This window comes from Paenibacillus sp. J22FR21, assembly GCF_056269135.1.
Window position 1 is genome coordinate 850,641 of record NZ_JBWDNJ010000002.1, and the last position, 18,341, is coordinate 868,981.

Genomic DNA, 18,341 nt, shown 5'->3' on the forward strand with positions numbered 1-18,341 from the left:
CGGAGGTGAGTGACAGGTGAAGCATTGGAATTTTCGTTTAAAGCTGGGTGTTTCGATGCTGGGTATCTTCATTATTCTCGGCTTCATCGTTCCTTTCTTCTACCAGGGTAATCCGATCGAATGGGGAACGTATCTGAAGAATCTCAAGCCGAGTAAGGACCATCTCTTCGGCACGACGAACCTGGGTCAAGACACGTTCTGGCTGCTGGCCAAATCCATCCAAAACTCGTTCATTATCGGTATCATCGTTGCCTTCTTCGCTACGCTGATCGGCGTTCTGCTCGGGCTTTGGGCCGGATTTAAAGGTGGATTTATCGATCGGCTGATTACCATCATGACTGACTCCTTCATCGTCATTCCTTCGCTCCCCATTCTGATCCTGCTCGGAAGTCTCATGCAGGGCAAGGCATCGCTCTTCATGATTTCGTTCGTGCTCATCATCTTTAACTGGCCCTGGCCGGCGCGGCAGCTCCGCTCCATGGCGTTATCGCTCAGTGAACGCGACTTTATCAGTACGGCCATCTTCTCCGGACAGAACACGCTTAAGATCATCGTCAAAGAAATCTTTCCTTTTGTTGCAGGATGGTCCGTTGCTAATTTTGTCAATACGATCCTCGTGGCCATCGGCTCCGAATCTGGATTGGCGGTGATCGGAATGTCCAGCAATGAGAAGGCTACGCTCGGCACGATGATTTATTGGGCGAACCAGCATCAGGCCATGCTGGCTGAGCGCTGGTGGTGGATCGGTTCTCCGGTTGTTGCCATCGCCTTAATCTTCATTGCGCTATTCTTGGTTATGACGGGCTATCAGCAATATTCTGCGCTAAGGAGAGGGAAGTAAGATGCTGAAGCTAAATCAGGTTAGTGCGCAATATAACATGTTGAACGGTTATGTGAAGGCTGTCGATAAAGTCGATTTCGAGGTTCGCAGAAATGAGATATTCGGCATAGCGGGCGAATCCGGCTGCGGAAAATCGACGCTTCTTAAGGTGATGTACGATTTAATCCAATATCCGCTTGAAATCGCATCAGGTTCAGTAGAAGTGCACACTTCGGACAGGAAAGGTGTGCCTGTTATCTATCGCAACGGCGAGATCCATAAGAGCTGGTGGAAAGACATCTCTTACGTGCCGCAAGGCGCGATGCATGTCATGAATCCGGTCACCAGAGTGAAAAATCAATTCTTCGACACCATCAGCAAGTTCCATGGCGTGAAGAATAAGAGAACGCTGGAGCATGAAATAACGGCGTATTTGAAGGAACTGGAGCTGCCGCCGGAAGTGCTCAAAGCGTATCCCCATCAACTAAGCGGCGGTATGAGGCAGCGGGTGTTGATTGCACTTGCGACATTCCTGCATCCAAGTATTGTCCTAGCAGATGAGCCAACGACGGCGCTGGATGTTGTCGTGCAAAGAGGAATACTCACCATGCTTTCACAGGTACAGAAGAAGCTGATGAACTCCATGGTCATTGTGTCTCATGACATGGGTGTGCATTATCAGATTACCAATCGAATGGGCATTATGTATGCCGGCCAGATGATTGAAATCGGTCCGACGGACCGGATATTTAATGAACCTAAACATCCCTACACCAAAATGTTAATAAATGCACTTCCGCGAATCGGAGATAACAGCCAGAAGGAAGGCATACCGGGAACGCCGCCAAGCTTGAAGAATCCGCCTGCCGGCTGCCGCTTTGCCGCGAGGTGTCCGCATGTGATGGAGGCCTGCCGAGTAGTAGAACCAGAGCGGGTGAATGTAGGCGAGGGTCATTATGCGAGCTGCCATTTGCTCAACTAGGCGGAGTCATATCGAAGTTTGTTCATGCTCATGTGAAGCAACTGCTAAGAAGGAGGTGTTGGATTGGCTGCAAACATTCTGGAAATCCATGGTCTCTCTATGCATTACAAAATCGGCGGTATGCTGCTTGGGACCAAAATTACAGCGGTAGATCACATCGATTTAACCCTGCCGGGGGATAAACCGCAAATCATGAGTATCGTCGGTGAATCCGGTTGTGGGAAGACGACACTCGCGAAGATGATCTTGCGCCTGCTAGAGCCGTCTTTCGGCGAGGTTGTCATTGATGGCACGCCGCTGTCTTTCTATGCCAAACGAAAGAACAAGAAGGCTTTTCTGAAGACGGTACAACCTATCTTTCAAAACCCGTTCTCTACGTTCAGCAGCCGGAAGACGGTGGATACCTATCTCTACGAAACGGCGCTTAACCTGGATGTGGCCGCAACTAAACAGGAAGCCAAGGGCATTATTACGGAGGTTCTGAAATCCGTTGGACTTGATTTGGCCAATGTGGCCGGCAAATATCCGAATCAGTTCTCCGGCGGAGAGCTGCAGCGGATATCGATCGCGCGGGCGCTTATTCCGAAGCCCAGACTTATCGTTGCGGACGAACCGGTTGCTATGATAGATGCATCCCTGCGGATGAACGTGGTGAACCTCTTCATGAAGCTGAAGGATGAATATAACGTCAACTTTATCTACATTACGCATGATCTATCCACGGCTTATTATGTCAGCGATTATATTGCGACGATGTACCGAGGGAATTTAATCGAATATGGCAAAGCCAAAGAAATACTAAACCATCCTGCACATCCCTATACGGAGCTGCTGCTGGAGTCCATCCCGCGGGTCGGGAAGAAATGGAATGAAGACATGAAGCTTCCTGATCTGGAAAGCAAAGAATATGGCCTTCATGGTTGCAAGTTCGCCGCACGATGCGTGTATGCCCAAGAAATTTGCCGTTCAACCAAACCGGGCATGCTTCAATTGACTGCGAATCATCAAGTGCTTTGTTTCAAGCACAGCGGTTATCAGATCGCGGCAGCGGAAGCAAGAATAGGCGTTCACGCAGCTGCAAGCCATAATTCGGATCTTAGTTTGTAAATTTGATAGGGAGGTCGTTCACATGCTGCAAAATCAAGGATTAGGATTCGGTTTATCCACGGCACCGCTTATGAGCAATGCGAAGACGCGTTCAATCAGCGCTGAGAATCCGAGGGGGGAAGTCGGTGCAGGCGGGAAGGAAGCCAGTAATTTAGGCGTTGGACGGAAGGGCAGACCGTGTATTACGCTCCAGCAGGGGGAAACGGTCACGTTGATGGAAGTGGACGGGCCGGGCGTGATCCAGCATTTCTGGATCACGGTTACGGACCGGACGGATAAAGGCTACTTCGTGCTGCGAGACTTGGTTATCCGGATGTACTGGGATGACGAGGCGGAGCCTTCGGTCGAAGTGCCGCTAGGGGACTTCTTCTGCAACGGTTTCGGTGCGCGGAGTATCGTGAATTCGCTGCCGATTGTCGTAAATCCGACAGGAGGCATGAACTGTTATTTTCCGATGCCATTCCGCAGCAAAGCCAAGATTACGATAGAGAACCAGCATGCGCGCGAAATCGGCGGGTTTTTCTATCAATTTAGCTATACGCTAGTCGATGAGATTCCGGAGGAAGCCGGGTATTTCCATGCACAGTGGAGACGGGAGAATATTACGACCGCGGCGCAGGATTTCACGATCTTGGATAACGTGAAAGGGAAGGGACATTACGTCGGTACATACTTGGCTTGGGCAGCTCTGGAGCGGTACTGGTGGGGAGAAGGCGAGATCAAGTTTTATATGGACGGCGATGAAGAGTGGCCGACTATATGCGGCACGGGGACAGAAGATTATTTCGGAGGCGCTTGGTGCTTCTACGAGAAACGAGAGGGGACAATTGTTGAAGTTCCCTATAATACGCCTTATCTCGGTTATCCCTATTATTCGAAGACGGATACGACGCGCAGCGACATCTTCGGGGAAGACAGCGTGCCGATGCATGGCTTATACCGTTGGCATCTGATGGACCCGATCCGCTTCGAGAACGAGCTGAAGGTGACGATTCAACAAATGGGACATAACAGTCGCGCTTTGTTCGAGAGAACGGATGATGTGTCATCGGTAGCTTACTGGTATCAAGCGGAGCCGCATGCTGCGTTCCCGGCACTTCAGCCTGTCGAAATGCGCTGGCCAAGGTAAGATGATGCTATTAAATAGTCCGGAATGAAAGGCTGCCTTGGCAGTCTTTCTATTTATTCTGATGTAGAAGGGCGGAACCGACCATGGATGCGTTGGTTGATAACAAGAGAATTCCGGGAGGAACTAAGCGATTAAGGGCCATGGAGAAAAAGAAGCAGAAGGAACGCAAACGTTGGATCTTCTTCTGCATCTGTTTCGCAGCTATTGCAGCAATCGTTATAGCGGTTATATTCGCGCCTAAGCCAAAACCGGTTGCATTCGATTATCAGCAGCTTCCCAGGCTTGGTTCGGCCGATGCGCCGATCAAAATCGTCGAGTTCGGTGACTTTAAGTGCCCGGCCTGCCGCTTTTTCAGTCAAGAAATGAAGCCAAGGCTGGTACAGGACTACATTGATAAAGGAACAGTCGCGCTATATTTCATGAATCATACGATTATCGGACCGGATTCATTTGCAGCCGCTATGGCGGGTCAATCCATTTATCATCAAAATGCTAATGAATTTTGGAAATACTACGATGCGATCTATAAGAACCAAGGGGATGAACAGGTTGCTTGGGCAACTCCGGATGTTCTCGTTGAACTGGCGAAGAACGCACAGCTTCAAGTCGATTACGAGAAGTTAAGGCAAGATATTGACACCGAGGCATATGCCGACGAGGTGATTGCCCATAATGCGAAGGCTGAGGAGCTGATTTCGGCTACGCCGACGCTATTTATTAATGGGATTAAATATGTAAACTTCGCGGATTATGACAAACTTAAGAGAGCGATTGCCAAGGCCGGGTAGGTCTTAACTTATGGCGGATTTTTAATTATAATAAAGGATAAAGATGTTTAGGCAGCCTGTACGACTACTATACCAATATAAGGACGTGCTATGGAATGAATGTGGACTCCGTCATGCAGGAGCTTGAAGCAATCGGCAAGGAACGCAGCAAGAAAATGTACATGTCCAATGGAGCGCAAGAACCGTTGTTCGGAGCGACTACAGGCGAAATGAAGCCTATTGCCAAGAAGATCAAAATTAATCAACCTCTGGCGGAGCAGCTGTACGCAACGGGGAATTATGATGCTATGTACTTTGCCGGCGTAATTGCGGATCCTAAAGGGATGACTGCAGCCGATTATGACCGATGGATGGATTCGGCTTATTTCTTTATGTTGTCCGATTACGTGGTAGCCGTAACTTTGGCGGAATCGGATATAGCGCAGGAAGTAGCCGATAACTGGATTGCCAGCGGGGAAGAGCTGCGTATGTCTGGCGGCTGGAGCTGTTACTGCTGGCTGCTCGGCAATCGAAAAGACAGTGAGTTTTCCGAAAGAAAGCTTGCCAATATGCTTGATCTAGTAGCCGATACGATCCACGATGCTCCCGAACGCACGAAATTCGCGATGAATAATTTCATAACCACCGTAGCGGTGTCTTATAGCTCTCTCCACGATAAGGCTGTCGAGATTGCAAAAGCCGTTGGTCCGGTAGAAGTCAACAAACACAAGGCGAAGAGCAAGTTAATATCCGCATTGGATAATATTCAGAAGGCCATTGATCGAGGGCAGATTGGTTTCAAACGTAAGTATGTCCGGTGTTAATAAACAAAACGGCAGCAATCATTGCGATTGGCTGCCGTTTATAGTTGTTGCCATAAGGAGGAAACTCGATTGAAAAGGGATTTCTATCACTATTTGATCGTACAGTATTTAATTGTGTTTGTTCCCCCTGCGGTAGCCGCGATTCTGTTTGATTTTAACGACAATTTCAATACTTATTTAGAAAAGTACATTGGCTATACGGTAGGATTAACGGGGTTAATTACTATGGGTCTTTTATCCATGTTTCTGAAAAATTATGTTATTATGTCGATCATCTTCTTGATGATAAAATGGATTGTATTCTATCCGCTGTTTATGATGATGTATTTCGCTCTCAGACGAGTTAAATGGTTACCAATTTTGATAAGTTCGCTGCTTGGTGTATGGGGCGTGATCTTCGGTGCATTCATTATGATTGCAGCGATGCAGTGAAAATTCTTTAACGATCTGATGTTTAGAGCGCCTCGCCAAAGTAAATCGTGTGTCCCTGATCGTCCTCGATGATGAACTCCTTAGTACTCCAATCCGTTACATGCACATCCTTAGTCAATAGGATCCCTCGAGCCTTCAGTTCCTCGGCCAAGGCAGCGGCATCTTCCGTTTGCAGGTAGAGCGTGAAATGGTCACCATCGCGTGTATAAGGGATAGAAGGGTCCTGTTCACAGACAAACTTGAGGTGAAAGATTTGGTTACCTGCACGAATGCCGGCGTAGAAGTCTTCGTAGCGAAATGCGAGTTCCAAGCCTAATTGCGTCGTGTAAAACTGTATGGAGCTTTCAAGATTCATCGTTCGCAGCTGCGGGATAACGCCTGAGATTTTCATGAATTCTCCTCCTACCAGAGTGTGAGTTCCTAATTATACCATTTTTATTAGCGAGAATCGAAGGTTAACGTCATTAAATTTAAGGAAATGTAATTGTATATTAACGTTGGGAGCGATTTGTTTGGAAGTCAACTATCACATCGAAGATCGTGTGCTCGCAGCGACGCTTGATAGAGAATACGGGATACAAGTCGAAAGCATTCACTTCATTCCTATGGGGGATTCCGCTTACTCTTACCGGGTGAATTGCAGCAATGATGATCGTTATTATCTGAAATTATTTGATCTTAACAATGACAGACAAAGAATGAGTATGGAACGTTTTCACAGTTACTTACCATTAACGTGGAACTTGTTTCATCAAGGGCTTTTTCAAAATATCACCTATCCCATTAAGAATCGGAGCGGCGAATTTTCAACAATAAGTAATGAGATCACGCTCGTATTATTTAATTATATTCAAGGGGAATCCTTGGCAGAGGCATACCCTTTCTCCGGAGAGATTCTTGAACGCATTGCCGCATCCGTAGCTGCCATTCATTCGATTACTCCATCTATAGACAAGACTACGGTTGCGGCAGAGACCTATGATATTTCTTTTGACCGTGATCTTGAAAAGTGTATTTCGTTGTTCGAAAGCACACTGACTTTTGACAATCCCAGTAAACAAGCGCTGCGTGAGCATGTTTTACCGAAGAAAGAGCAAATTCTTGTCCTATTGAATCTCGTTCGTAAACTTCGTTTGGCGGCAATGTCGGAAACCCATGAGTTCAAGTTATGTCACGGCGATGTTTGGGGTGGCAATCTCATTCGTCATGGCCAAGCGTTGTATGTGATAGATTGGGAATCCGCAATTATGGCGCCGATAGAATTCGATTTGATTGGTTATATCGGGGAGGAGTTCGATGTTTTCTTCCCCGCTTATGAGAAGCATATAGGCAAATCTGTGGCCATAAATCCGGATTTATTGCGATTTTACTCCTACCGTCACCATCTTCGGAATTTAACCAATTGGTTCATGAATATTCTATATCGAAACACCGAAGACGCTCAGAACGAGAATGATCTGGAGATGATTCTCTATCACTGCATGAATCGTTGGGATCGCATTGAGCCTATGGTTAAGGAAGTGGAAGCTAATCTTCGGAGGAGGAGCAGCGGAATACAATGAACATGTCAGAGCTTAAGCGACTTATCATTTCAATCGAGATTAAGGCTTTAGAGAAAACCATAGTGGATGGATTGTAGAAGTGAAAATAACCTAATAGAGGTGAACGGATGGTAATCGTTTTAATTTTTATTTTGCCCGTGATTCTAATTCTCTTCTTAATCAATATTGATGCGAATGTGAAGAAACAATTACTGAATGATGAACGCATAATAGAAAGACTCGACATCTTAATTAATACTCAAAAGGAGAAGGACAAGAATAATTCGGAATAATCCAAAATTTGGGCTTTATATGTGTTTCGCGTCCATACCGAGTGTTTGGAACCTATTTGTTGGGGTACTAATCCTTTACCTGATAGCAGCGATAAGGATGAATAGAAGCGGCTACCGCCACACGATCGGATAGTGCGGATCATTCTGGATAGGATTGACAATAGAGAAAACGGCACATACAATATGAATGAACGATTCATTCTTAGAGGTGAGCCATGGCAGACGAACGACTGCGCAGCATTTATTTTCATGCGGGACGACTATTTAATACCAAGCGTTATGCGAATACGAAGGTATCGGAGATTGCAGAAGCGGCCGGTGTCGCAACGGGTACGATCTACAACCTGTTTACAAGCAAGAAGGCCATTCTTACTTTTGTCATACGCGCGTCATTGGAGAAAGATTATCTCGATAGCGAAATCGCATTGCCCGTCGAAGAGGCTGACATGAAACATCTGTATAGCCTTTGCGAGAAATTAAATGACAGGGTATTCGGCGAAGTTTTGCGAATTACCAACGTTGATGGGACAATCATCAAGAGCTTCACGCAGATGGTAGCCGACATCTTCGATATGAGTGCGGATATTCTTCTAGCAACCGGTAATATCGAGACGAACGCGAGTATTCTTCGCGAGCTGGCGAACTCTTTTTTTCCTGCAAGGGATCAGTTCTTCCGCGTATTCGAAACTAACCTCATGACCTTTATGGAAGCAGGAGAGATTCGGAAGTTGGATTACCCGCGCGTCCACGTGCAAAGCATCAACGATATTTTGACATGGTGGGCTATGAACGCGAATATTGCCATGCCTGAAATTTCGGTACCGCGCGCTGCAGCCCGGGAAATCGCGGTTGACCTCGTGGCACGAGCCTACTCCACTCCAAACAAATGAACGGGCAGCATTTCAATCGGCACGCTTCGGCGTGCTTTATTAAATGAATAAAAATGAATGAACCATTCATTCACGGAGAAATGGAGATGGAGAAATGAATGTAAGGTATGTAAAGTCAAAGCAAGAAACCCATCAACAGGAGACACCTCCGGGCTCATTGCAAGTCATGCTCCGCTACTTCACAGTCAACAAGAAATACACGCCTATTCTCGTATCCACGATCCTTTTCTCTCTTCTCACATCGGCAGTGCTAAGTCTGATGACGCAAAGCTTCCACGCCATTATTGATCAATTCGGTACAACGGGTACGATCGTAAACATGCAAACTGCTGTCCTGCTGCTCGCACTTGTTGTGTTTATACCCTCGCAATATCTGCAGCAATATCTAGGTATGAAATACAGCGAGCAGTGCGACCGCAATCTTCGCAATACCAATTTTGCCATCGTATCCGGAATCGACAAGCAGCTGCTGGATGGTCTTAATAGCGGGGATATTCTATCACGTGCCAACAGCGATCTCATCCAAATCAACGAATCGCTGCAGAACTATTTCTCGGTGAAACTGCCGCAGCAGATCATCGGTATTGTAGCGCTTGCGGCCTCACTGTACATCAGCTGGCAACTAACATTATTCTCGCTTGCTGTCGTACCGGTCATCGCGTTCTTACAAGTCCGAATCTCGGCACCGCTAATTCGTTTCGTCCAGCAGCGGCAGCAAGCAGCCGGTGAAGCACTCTCCGTTGCGAATCACTTGATGGGCGGCTACGAAATAGCGAAGATGTATAAACTTGGTGACTTACTGCGTCAACGTTATGAAGAAGCGGTAGACCGAGCCGCCGACAGCGGAATTCAAGCCAATCGCGCGACAATCTTGCTCTCTCCGTTAAGTCAGGTCTTATTATTTCTCCCCCAAATCATCATCTGCGGCTTCGGTGTATACCTGGCAAGCGCCCATCAAATTACTTCCGGCAGTGTCATGTCTGTCATTATCTTAAGTGTCTTCATAGGAAATCCAATCGGTGATTTGTCATCCGTTTTGTCCGCCTTCAAAACCGCGAGGGGCTGCGCAACTCGCGTTTTCGAATTATGGGATCTGACAAGAGAGCCAGCAGGGGGGACGGCAAAGGTTCCGGTTAACCAAGTGATTCGATTCTCCGATGTTTGGTTCTCGTATGAGGGTCAGTCGTCGCCCGTTCTAAGAGGTGTTTCATTCAACGTAAAACGGGGTGAGCATATCGCGCTCGTCGGCACAAGCGGCTCGGGAAAATCAACCGCGCTCAAACTGCTCATGGCGTTGTACCGCAAGGATGAGGGAGAGATCGATATATTCGGTCATGCTGTGGAAGAATGGGCAACGGATGCACTCCGCGAGCACATCTCCTATGTAGGTCAGGATACGTATTTGTTTGCCGGGACGCTATGGGATAACGTTGCATTGGGCAATCCGAGCGCAAGCGATGCACAGATACAAGCGGCGATTGACGCCGCGCTGCTTCAAGATATCGATTTGAAGCGAGAAATCGGCGAACGCGGGATGCGTCTATCCGGAGGACAACGGCAGCGGGTATCGATCGCTCGTGCGATGTTGAAAGATGCTCCGCTGCTCTTGCTTGACGAACCCACCTCAGCGCTGGATACGCATAGTGAAGCTTTGGTGTCGGAAGGACTTCGTCGGCTTATGCATGGACGTACCACGATCATCATTGCGCACAGATTGTCTGCCCTTCGCCATATTGACCGAGTTCTATGCCTACATGACGGTCAGATCATGGAAAGTGGTACACATGAACAACTGATGGCGTTGCAAGGCGTTTATCATCGATTCTACAAGTCCCAGGAGGCGGATAATCATGAATACTGCGATTGACAGTATCCGGCATACCGTTCGAATGATGATCTGGTCGTGGCAATTCATAAAAACGTGGCAAAGGAGCTATATCGGATGTTCTTTGATCAGTGTGTTGCAGAACGCATGGATGTCGATTACCTCTGCCTATTTAATCGGTCAAACGACGGCACACGCCGCAACAGGCAATTTTGCTGCTATGGTACAAACGATTGGAGTAGTCGCAGCAAGCGTAATGCTGGGCATTATCGTCATGACGGCAGTAAATTATAAAGCCGCTGCCATTAAAGTCCTTGGCCTTGCGCAGATTCGTAAGGCATTATTCGCGAAGTTGACCGCTATACCGGCAGCAAAAGCGGATTCGCAGTTATCCGGCGACATGTCTACTCGCTTAAGCATGGATGCGGAGCGTACAGCCGATTTCTTCGGTTCGATGATGACGGGAGATCGCAGTTTAGCCGCCATTCCGGTCAGTATCCTCATTTCAACCGTCATCTGTATCGTTTCGCAACCCATTATAGGTATCCTTAACCTCGTATTTGGACTGATTAGCATCTACGCGAACCTTGCTTGCATCCGCAGAGAGTATAAGTGGCTTACCCAAAAAATGGGGATCTTGTCTACGCTCTCGCAGCGAATGCTGGATCTGATTTCGGGATTAGTTGTTGTACGTATGTTTGGTCTTACAGCGCTTTTGCAGGCGAAGTATGAGGAAGATTCCTCAACCGTCTATTCCCATGCCTTGCGCGGAGCTCGATATAATGCCTTGCGATCATCATCAAGTTCTGCCATACAGTGGGGCGCGATTATCGTCACTCTCGTCGCGGGTAGTCTATTTGTTTACAAAGGAGTGACAGACTTAGGTACTATTGTGTTCATCGTGTTATTACAGTCACAAATCAACAATGATGTGCTGTTAATGACCAACTCTTACCGTCAGCTTCAATATGCAACGATCTCCGCGGCACGCGTTAAGGAGGTTATTGATCTTCCGGATGAGCGAATGCGTGAACAATCCGTAGACCCGGATCTATTGGCGGCGAATGCAATCGAAATGCAAGGCGTGTCCGTAACCTACGAAAGCGAGCTGCCCGTTATTAAGCAATTGACTTTGCAAGTACGAAACGGAGAGAAGCTTGCCATTGTTGGCGGCAGCGGCGGAGGGAAGACGACATTGATTAAGTACATCATGGAGCTTGTGGAAGCCGATGTCGGTTCCATTCGAATATATGGTCATCCGCGAGAGCGGTATTCACAAGAAACCGTAAGAGCGCTGGTTGCCTATGTCCCGCAGAACAGTTATCTATTCGCCGGCACAATTCGAGACAATATTGCTTGGGGTATTCCCACTGCTTCAGACGAAGAAGTATGGAAAGCAGTAAGTCAAGCGGGATTACGGGAACTCATTGATCGGTTGCCCGAAGGGCTGAATACGGGTGTAGGTGAACACGGCTCGCAATTATCCGGCGGACAGCGCCAGCGAATCGCAATTGCGCGTGCAATGCTCAAGAATGCCCCGTTATTGGTACTGGACGAAGCTACATCCGCGTTGGATGGCGAGTCAGAAGAGCTCATTCAACAAGCGTTGGATCGACTCATGAAAGGGCGAACGGCAATTGTGATCGCACATCGGCTATCAACCATTCGAGATGCTGATCGAATCATTGTCATGGAGAACGGGGAAGTGGTCGAAGAAGGGAAACATGCACATTTACTGGTCCATTCGCGGCGGTATGCACAGCTCTACCGACTGCAATATGCCTAAATCCAGCATCTAGAATCGTCAACTTGTGATGGGATAGGAGGAAAATGGAAATGAAAATGGAATATGTTCCAGTAAGAACGTATTATCGCAAACTAAGGAGGATTATGTATGAAAATCAGTATTTGTTCGTTCAGTTTTCACAGATTGCTCGCGGCGGGGAAACAGGATATTTTCCAATATATTAAAGATTGCAAAGAACTCGGGTGTACGCAGCTTGATCCTTGGAATGCTCATCTGGCTGAGTTGAATCAAGGTGAGGATGCGCTGCATGCCGGTGCCAACCCAGACCAATCTCAGCATCTGACGGCTGTGGACGATGAATTTCTGGAACGCGTAAAGCATGCAGCCGAAGAAGCCGGGTTGCCGTTTGGGTGTATCGCCGTTGACGGAGCTCATATTTATGAAGAGTCCGAGGAAGCTCGGGCCAGCAATCGTCATCGGGCTTATCGGTGGATCGAAATTGCCGAGAAGCTTGGTGCTTCCCACATTCGTATCGACTCCGGCGGACCGCAGCAATGGACGGACGAAGTATTTGACATTGTTGTTGAAGGTTATCAGGATATCATTGAACGTGCCCAGAAAGCCGGTATCCAGGTCATTGTGGAGAATCACTGGGGGCCAACCGTAGATCCGGATAATACGGTCAAACTATTGGAAGCGGTTCCCGGATTGGGATTGCTGCTGGATTCATGGAATTGGGCACATGGGAAGCAGGCTGAAGGCTGGTTGAAGTGCGCGAAATACGCAACGGTTACGCATATCAAATCCTTCCATTTCACAGAAGACGGGCAGGAGCTGACTCAGAACGTACCTTCTTTCTGTAAATTACTGCAAGACAATGGGTTTAAGGGTACTTGGGGGGTTGAGAGCGTACCTGCAGACGGTAATGAAATCGAAGGCGCTCGTAAGACCATTCAGTTGATCCAACGCTCTGTTCGATAAACATTTCTCTAAGGTTAATTTATTCAAACATGATTGGAGTTTGAGAGGAGAGGTAGTTTTTGCAGAATACGATAGCTGTTGAATTGGTTGAAGTAGCTCCTTTTAAGGCTTTGGCAGTCCGGACGGGGATGACGGAAGACAAGAGCGGAACTCGGACAGCATGGAGCGCGTTAACAGAGCAGGTTTCTCTACATGATGCGAGGCTCTCTATTGGGCCTAAAGCGTACGTATTCATTCCACAGGAGCAATGGAACCAGCAAGTCGACACGCTCTGGGTTGGTTTGTCGGTGGATGAATTCGGTGATGTTCCTGATAGCATAGAGGCTTTAGAAGTTTCCGGAGGCCTCTGCGTCAGTGCTCGCGTGAGCGGGAATGAGACACATATGTGGAGCGTATATGATGCGGTTTTTGCTTGGCTGGAACAGTCTCCTGACTATGAACTCGATTCAAGCGAAGGCGTACTCGGCATGGAGACTGTTCCTTTTGAACCGTTTAATGCTCTCACAGTACCTTACTCGGAAATTGAAACGTTCAACTTCACGATGCTGTATCCGGTACGGAGAAAGTTTAATATTTAATCACATTAATTACTAAAATCTATTACAAATCAGTCATGTATATGTTTATAGGCGGACTCCATCTAGCTCAGGGAGTCCGTCTTAGGTTAGCAGGTATAAAGATATTGATAAGCTTGGTTAACAGCCGGAAATGGTCCCATTCTATTAGCACAACTAAAAGCTCATTACCTATATCCGAGAAGAAGAATCTTTTCCCGCAGCCATACGTTGCGAGCAAATCCGAAAAGATCTTAAAAATCTCGATACTCATCCAGTCGTCTTGCAAGGTAAGCGAATAACGATGTTTTGTTCCATTAACGTTAAAGGCGATCCAGCACTCTCCGGTTTCAAAATCCACGTAATCCTGAAGATCAGTAACCCTTATGTACGGTGCAACCATTTCAGCAATACGCATCATTTTCAGTACATAATCCCCATGATCCTCAATACATTCACGATCGAAGCACCATACGTCATTACTCAGGTAGGAGTCAGTCATGCCGTCTTCTTCCTCTCCCATAAACACTAAGAGGTGGATATAGGGGTGTTCTTCATATTTTGTGATTTCGTTGAAATCCAATCGTTTCTTATAGTCAACATTTGGTTTCAGCGAAATGCCTAATTCCCTTAGACGTAATAGTTGCTCTTCGACTGTAAGGCGAACTACAGGAGGCTTTTTGGCAGCCAATCTCTTAATGCGATTAAATAATCCATACATATTCTGGTATCCCTCCTAGCCTAACTATAGTTTAAGAAGCATTAGTATGTAAAAGGAAGATTGAATTTACTCACGAATAGTTTCTATTGAAGCAAAGGATGGAGAAGGAGCGGGTAGACGATGAATGAACGAAGACCCAACATCATTATTTTCAATCCGGACCAATGGCGGGGCAAGGACGTAGGCTGCCTTGGCAATCCGGTTGTTCGAACGCCGCATACCGATGCGCTTGCCGAGGAGGGAGTTGCATTCTCCCAATGTTTTGTCCAGAACACGGTATGCACGCCGAGCCGTTGTTCATTCATGACCGGCTGGTATCCCCATGTAAGGGGGCATCGTACCATGCATCATATGCTGTCGCCGGAGGAGCCTTTTCTGCTTCAAGAGCTCAAGGATGCCGGGTACACGGTGTGGTGGGGCGGCAAAAATGACGTCGTTCGAGTGGAGCATCAATCGGAAGTTTGCGATGTTCGTGTGAAGCCGGAAGATGTTAGTTATGACCGCGTCGCTCCTTCCCCTATGGAACAGGACGATCCGCTGTATTACACGCATTATCGGGGTAAAGTGGCGGAACATGAGATTGTTAGCAACGATGATGCGCTCGTTCAGGCTGCCATCGATTTTCTGCAAAGCGGCCCTCAGGAACCGTTCTGCATTTGTCTTACTTTGCATGATCCTCACGTGCCTTTTCAAGTAGAGGAGCCTTATTATTCGATGTATGATCGCGAGCAGCTACCGCCGCTGATTCCATTGCCGCCAGAGGGGACCAAGACGAGACATCTGGATGAAATTCGAACTCGCATGAATTTGGACGGTCTATGCGAAGCAGACTTCAAGGAAATCCTCGCCGTTTATTACGGCATGATTACCAAAACGGACGCAGCACTTGGCAGGCTGACGGATGCACTTAAGCAAACCGAGAACTGGGATGACACGGCAGTTTTTGTGTTTAGCGACCACGGAGAATACGCAGGGGATTACCGGATGGTTGAAAAAACGCAAGTGACGTTCGAGGATGACCTGACTCGCGTACCGCTTGTCATCAAGTATCCTGCTTCGATACCGGTTCCGAGCAGAACGGTGCCGGTGGATGCACTCGTGGAACTGATCGACTTCTATGCAACGGTGGCGGAGCTCGCTAAGCTTCCGAAGCGGCACACTCATTTCGGAAAATCACTGATTCCTATTAGCACAGGTACAACAGCCGAGCACCGGGAGCATGTCTTCTGTGAGGGGGGCGCATTGATAGAGGAGCCGCATACGCATGAACCCAAACCTGCTCCGTCACATGTGTATTGGCCGCGAGTAAGTGTGCAGTCCGACTATATCGAACAGCATGGCAAAGCAGTCATGATTCGCTCCAAGTCGTGGAAGCTTGTCCGCCGGTTGTATGAGAGAGATGAGCTATATCATCTAGCAGCAGATCCTGATGAGCTGCACAATGTCATTGACGACAAGGACTTCACGAACATTAGGTTGCAAATGACAGAACGAATCGCAGATTGGTACTTGGCGACAGGGGATGTCGTGCCTTATAAGCTAAATCCACGTTCTGCGAGGGAGATCGTGCCGGAATATGTATGACATTCCTCCATGTCCCAATCTCTTAATAAAATGGGACAAGCAACCATTTCCGCCTTTCACTCGTCTAACTATGTAATCCCGGATCGGATTACATGCCGATCCATTACGATGGTAAGGAGTGGTAAGGTATGAAACAACAACTTGCAGCTGCGTTAGTAGCGACTACGGTTATGGCCGGCACATTATTCGCGCTGCCGGGCACAGAGCAGGCTCATGCGAATGCAGCCGCTGCAGCCATTCAAATTGAAGTATTGGGGAAGGCCGCCTCGTCGGATGCAGCACCAATTGTCGACAAAGGTCGAGTGCTCGTACCGCTGCGCGCGGTTAGTGAAGCATTTGGCGCAATTGTAGAATGGAATGCCAAGACGAATACAGCTGTCGTTCGTAAATGGGGCGTAACGGTCCGTTTCACGACGTTTAGCAATGTTGCAGTGGTCGAACGAAATCAGCCCGGCGGTGTGAACAAAGTGACGGAACGGATTGATGCACCTATGAAGCTGCATGGCAATCGTGCCTATGTACCGCTTCGTTACTTGGCTGCCCAATTCGGATATTCCTCCGATTGGCATGACCGGACCGTGTTCATTTCATCGTATATCGGCAAGAAGAAACACGATACGCTGAATCATGGCACCTTGGCCGAAGCTCGTCAGGTTGCGGTAGGGCTCAGCTACAGTCCGCAGTATGCGTCCAAACCTTTGATTGCCGAGAACGTCGGCGAGGCGGACGGTTCAACGATGCTGTTTCGGGAAGGGGAAGCATTGCGATTCATCCGCATCGATGGGAATCTTGCACAACAGATGGAAATCAAAGACGACCAAGCTGTTGTCACTTGGGCCGGTAGATTAGCCGGGCCGATCGAGGATCAGCTTCGTCTCTTTATGAAGGGAAAATGGACGAACAGCGTCGGCACAGCACCGAAACCGAGCGGCGATTTCATCTATTATAACAGCGGCATATTCGGTGAAACAGGATGGACCGAATACGGGGTGGTGAATGCCGAAGGAGCGTTCACGCAGACGGGCTACAAGCATTATGGGTTTGGTGAGGTGGATACCGAGACTGGAACGCTGGAAATCGCCAAGCCGGGCGAGAAGCGCACAGACACGGTTGGCCAAACAACTAACTAAAGATTTCAACGTCAGTAAGGAGCAGATCAAATCGATCTGCTCCTTACTGACGTTGAAATCATACCACCTTGCTTAATGAGTGATGGACGTACATAGTAGTCGCAGGGCACTCTGTTGACTTGATACCAAATGATATCCTATAATAAACACGTCACCAAATGGTGTCCAATACCACAGTCAACAAATTAGGAGAGGGTGTTGTGAGCGAGAACAACCAGTTGCGGGATACGTTTGACGCGATTGCTGATCCAACCCGACGCCAATTGATTCGACTGTTGGCAGAGGCAGAGGAATTGCCGCTCTACGAATTGACGGCGCAGTTCCAAATGGGCCGAACTGCGGTATCCAAGCATTTGACCATTCTTAAAGAAGCCGGACTCGTACTTGACCGGAAAGTCGGCAGAGAAACGCGCTTTCGATTAAACGCCGAGCCACTCCGGGAAATTCAGAACTGGGTTTCTTTCTACAGTAAATTTTGGAACACGAATCTAATTCGTTTGCAGCATCTATTAGAGGAGGAAGAAGAATGAGTTTCACATTAAATCTAGACTATCAATATACAGCAACTATCGAGAAGGTATGGAGCGCTCTAACCGATCCAACTAAACTTGCAAAGTGGGTCATGGAGAATGATTTCCAGCCCGTTGTGGGTCATCGTTTCCAATTTCGTCAGAAACCGACTGAATATTGGGATGGAATCGTGGAAGGTGAAGTGCTTATCGTAGATGAGCCAAGCACGTTGTCCTATACTTGGGGAACCGGGTCGGAGAAACACACGGTTACTTGGACGCTGCAGGACCTGGGGGAGGGCAAGGTTAACCTTCATCTTGAACAAACGGGAATCTCCAATGAACAAGCCTACAATGGCGCTAAGTACGGCTGGGGTGCAATGCTCGGTCAGCTAGTTAAGCTGTTTGAACAGTAAATCGTAAAGAGAACCCTTCGTAAACCCGAAACGACATAAACCGGCTGCATATTGCATGAAGCCGGTTTATGTCTGCTTCGGTCAATGAA

Annotated in this window: 19 protein-coding genes; 17 read left to right on the top strand and 2 right to left on the bottom strand. The window is 47.8% G+C overall.

The features are described 5' to 3' along the window. Positions 1 to 16: 16 nt before the first annotated feature. The 7 genes from AC0YNS_RS09675 (at position 17) to AC0YNS_RS09705 (ending at position 6,061) form a co-directional block, all read left to right on the top strand. Entirely contained in the window at positions 17 to 841 is an 825-nt protein-coding gene (locus AC0YNS_RS09675) for an ABC transporter permease (protein ID WP_218147126.1), read from the top strand. 1 nt (position 842) lies between these two features. Continuing rightward, positions 843 to 1,802 (top strand): ABC transporter ATP-binding protein, encoded by a 960-nt coding sequence (locus AC0YNS_RS09680; protein WP_475780772.1) that lies wholly within the window; start codon positions 843 to 845, stop codon positions 1,800 to 1,802. 63 nt (positions 1,803 to 1,865) lie between these two features. Beyond that, positions 1,866 to 2,909, top strand: coding sequence for an ABC transporter ATP-binding protein (locus AC0YNS_RS09685; RefSeq protein ID WP_475780773.1), 1,044 nt, complete (start codon positions 1,866 to 1,868; stop codon positions 2,907 to 2,909). Between the two features lie 22 nt (positions 2,910 to 2,931). Further along, complete coding sequence (locus AC0YNS_RS09690) at positions 2,932 to 4,038, top strand: glycoside hydrolase family 172 protein (protein WP_475780774.1); 1,107 nt, start codon at positions 2,932 to 2,934, stop codon at positions 4,036 to 4,038. 83 nt (positions 4,039 to 4,121) lie between these two features. After that, positions 4,122 to 4,826, top strand: a complete 705-nt coding sequence (locus tag AC0YNS_RS09695; RefSeq protein WP_475780775.1) for a DsbA family protein — start codon at positions 4,122 to 4,124, stop codon at positions 4,824 to 4,826. A gap of 95 nt (positions 4,827 to 4,921) precedes the next feature. Further along, on the top strand, positions 4,922 to 5,629 hold the full coding sequence (locus AC0YNS_RS09700; RefSeq protein ID WP_475780776.1) for a DNA alkylation repair protein: 708 nt from the start codon (positions 4,922 to 4,924) through the stop codon (positions 5,627 to 5,629). A 69-nt stretch (positions 5,630 to 5,698) separates the two neighbouring features. Next, positions 5,699 to 6,061 carry a hypothetical protein gene (locus AC0YNS_RS09705; protein ID WP_475780777.1) on the top strand — a complete coding sequence of 121 codons (363 nt, stop codon included), beginning with the start codon at positions 5,699 to 5,701 and terminating at the stop codon, positions 6,059 to 6,061. A 22-nt stretch (positions 6,062 to 6,083) separates the two neighbouring features. Here the strand turns inward: AC0YNS_RS09705 and AC0YNS_RS09710 are convergent, their stop codons facing one another. After that, positions 6,084 to 6,452 (bottom strand): VOC family protein, encoded by a 369-nt coding sequence (locus AC0YNS_RS09710; RefSeq protein WP_475780778.1) that lies wholly within the window; start codon positions 6,450 to 6,452, stop codon positions 6,084 to 6,086. Positions 6,453 to 6,573: 121 nt separating this feature from the next. On the opposite strand from AC0YNS_RS09710, the gene AC0YNS_RS09715 reads away from it, so the two are divergent. From AC0YNS_RS09715 to AC0YNS_RS09740, 6 genes are all read left to right on the top strand, one after another. After that, positions 6,574 to 7,623 carry a phosphotransferase gene (locus tag AC0YNS_RS09715; protein ID WP_475780779.1) on the top strand — a complete coding sequence of 350 codons (1,050 nt, stop codon included), beginning with the start codon at positions 6,574 to 6,576 and terminating at the stop codon, positions 7,621 to 7,623. Between the two features lie 487 nt (positions 7,624 to 8,110). Beyond that, positions 8,111 to 8,785, top strand: coding sequence for a TetR/AcrR family transcriptional regulator (locus AC0YNS_RS09720; RefSeq protein ID WP_475780780.1), 675 nt, complete (start codon positions 8,111 to 8,113; stop codon positions 8,783 to 8,785). Between the two features lie 94 nt (positions 8,786 to 8,879). Then, positions 8,880 to 10,652 (top strand): ABC transporter ATP-binding protein, encoded by a 1,773-nt coding sequence (locus AC0YNS_RS09725; protein ID WP_475780781.1) that lies wholly within the window; start codon positions 8,880 to 8,882, stop codon positions 10,650 to 10,652. Then, positions 10,636 to 12,396, top strand: a complete 1,761-nt coding sequence (locus AC0YNS_RS09730; RefSeq protein ID WP_475780782.1) for an ABC transporter ATP-binding protein — start codon at positions 10,636 to 10,638, stop codon at positions 12,394 to 12,396. Before AC0YNS_RS09725 ends, AC0YNS_RS09730 begins: the two co-directional genes overlap by 17 nt. A gap of 108 nt (positions 12,397 to 12,504) precedes the next feature. Then, positions 12,505 to 13,338, top strand: coding sequence for a sugar phosphate isomerase/epimerase family protein (locus AC0YNS_RS09735; RefSeq protein ID WP_475780783.1), 834 nt, complete (start codon positions 12,505 to 12,507; stop codon positions 13,336 to 13,338). A 59-nt stretch (positions 13,339 to 13,397) separates the two neighbouring features. Next, complete coding sequence (locus tag AC0YNS_RS09740; RefSeq protein ID WP_475780784.1) at positions 13,398 to 13,916, top strand: GyrI-like domain-containing protein; 519 nt, start codon at positions 13,398 to 13,400, stop codon at positions 13,914 to 13,916. A 67-nt stretch (positions 13,917 to 13,983) separates the two neighbouring features. Here AC0YNS_RS09740 and AC0YNS_RS09745 read toward each other — a convergent pair whose 3' ends face one another. After that, positions 13,984 to 14,613, bottom strand: a complete 630-nt coding sequence (locus tag AC0YNS_RS09745) for a hypothetical protein (protein WP_475780785.1) — start codon at positions 14,611 to 14,613, stop codon at positions 13,984 to 13,986. 120 nt (positions 14,614 to 14,733) lie between these two features. Here AC0YNS_RS09745 and AC0YNS_RS09750 point away from each other — a divergent pair, with 120 nt between their 5' ends. The 4 genes from AC0YNS_RS09750 (at position 14,734) to AC0YNS_RS09765 (ending at position 18,252) form a co-directional block, all read left to right on the top strand. Then, the gene (locus AC0YNS_RS09750) at positions 14,734 to 16,197 is read left to right on the top strand and encodes a sulfatase family protein (RefSeq protein WP_475780786.1); all 1,464 of its coding nucleotides are present in this window, start codon (positions 14,734 to 14,736) and stop codon (positions 16,195 to 16,197) included. Positions 16,198 to 16,325: 128 nt separating this feature from the next. Then, positions 16,326 to 17,327, top strand: coding sequence for a copper amine oxidase N-terminal domain-containing protein (locus tag AC0YNS_RS09755; RefSeq protein WP_475780787.1), 1,002 nt, complete (start codon positions 16,326 to 16,328; stop codon positions 17,325 to 17,327). Between the two features lie 200 nt (positions 17,328 to 17,527). Beyond that, the gene (locus AC0YNS_RS09760) at positions 17,528 to 17,857 is read left to right on the top strand and encodes an ArsR/SmtB family transcription factor (RefSeq protein WP_475780788.1); all 330 of its coding nucleotides are present in this window, start codon (positions 17,528 to 17,530) and stop codon (positions 17,855 to 17,857) included. Beyond that, a complete protein-coding gene (locus AC0YNS_RS09765) occupies positions 17,854 to 18,252 on the top strand; it encodes an SRPBCC family protein (protein WP_475780789.1) in 399 nt (132 codons plus the stop codon). The genes AC0YNS_RS09760 and AC0YNS_RS09765 overlap by 4 nt, the downstream gene beginning before the upstream one ends. Positions 18,253 to 18,341: the final 89 nt, after the last annotated feature.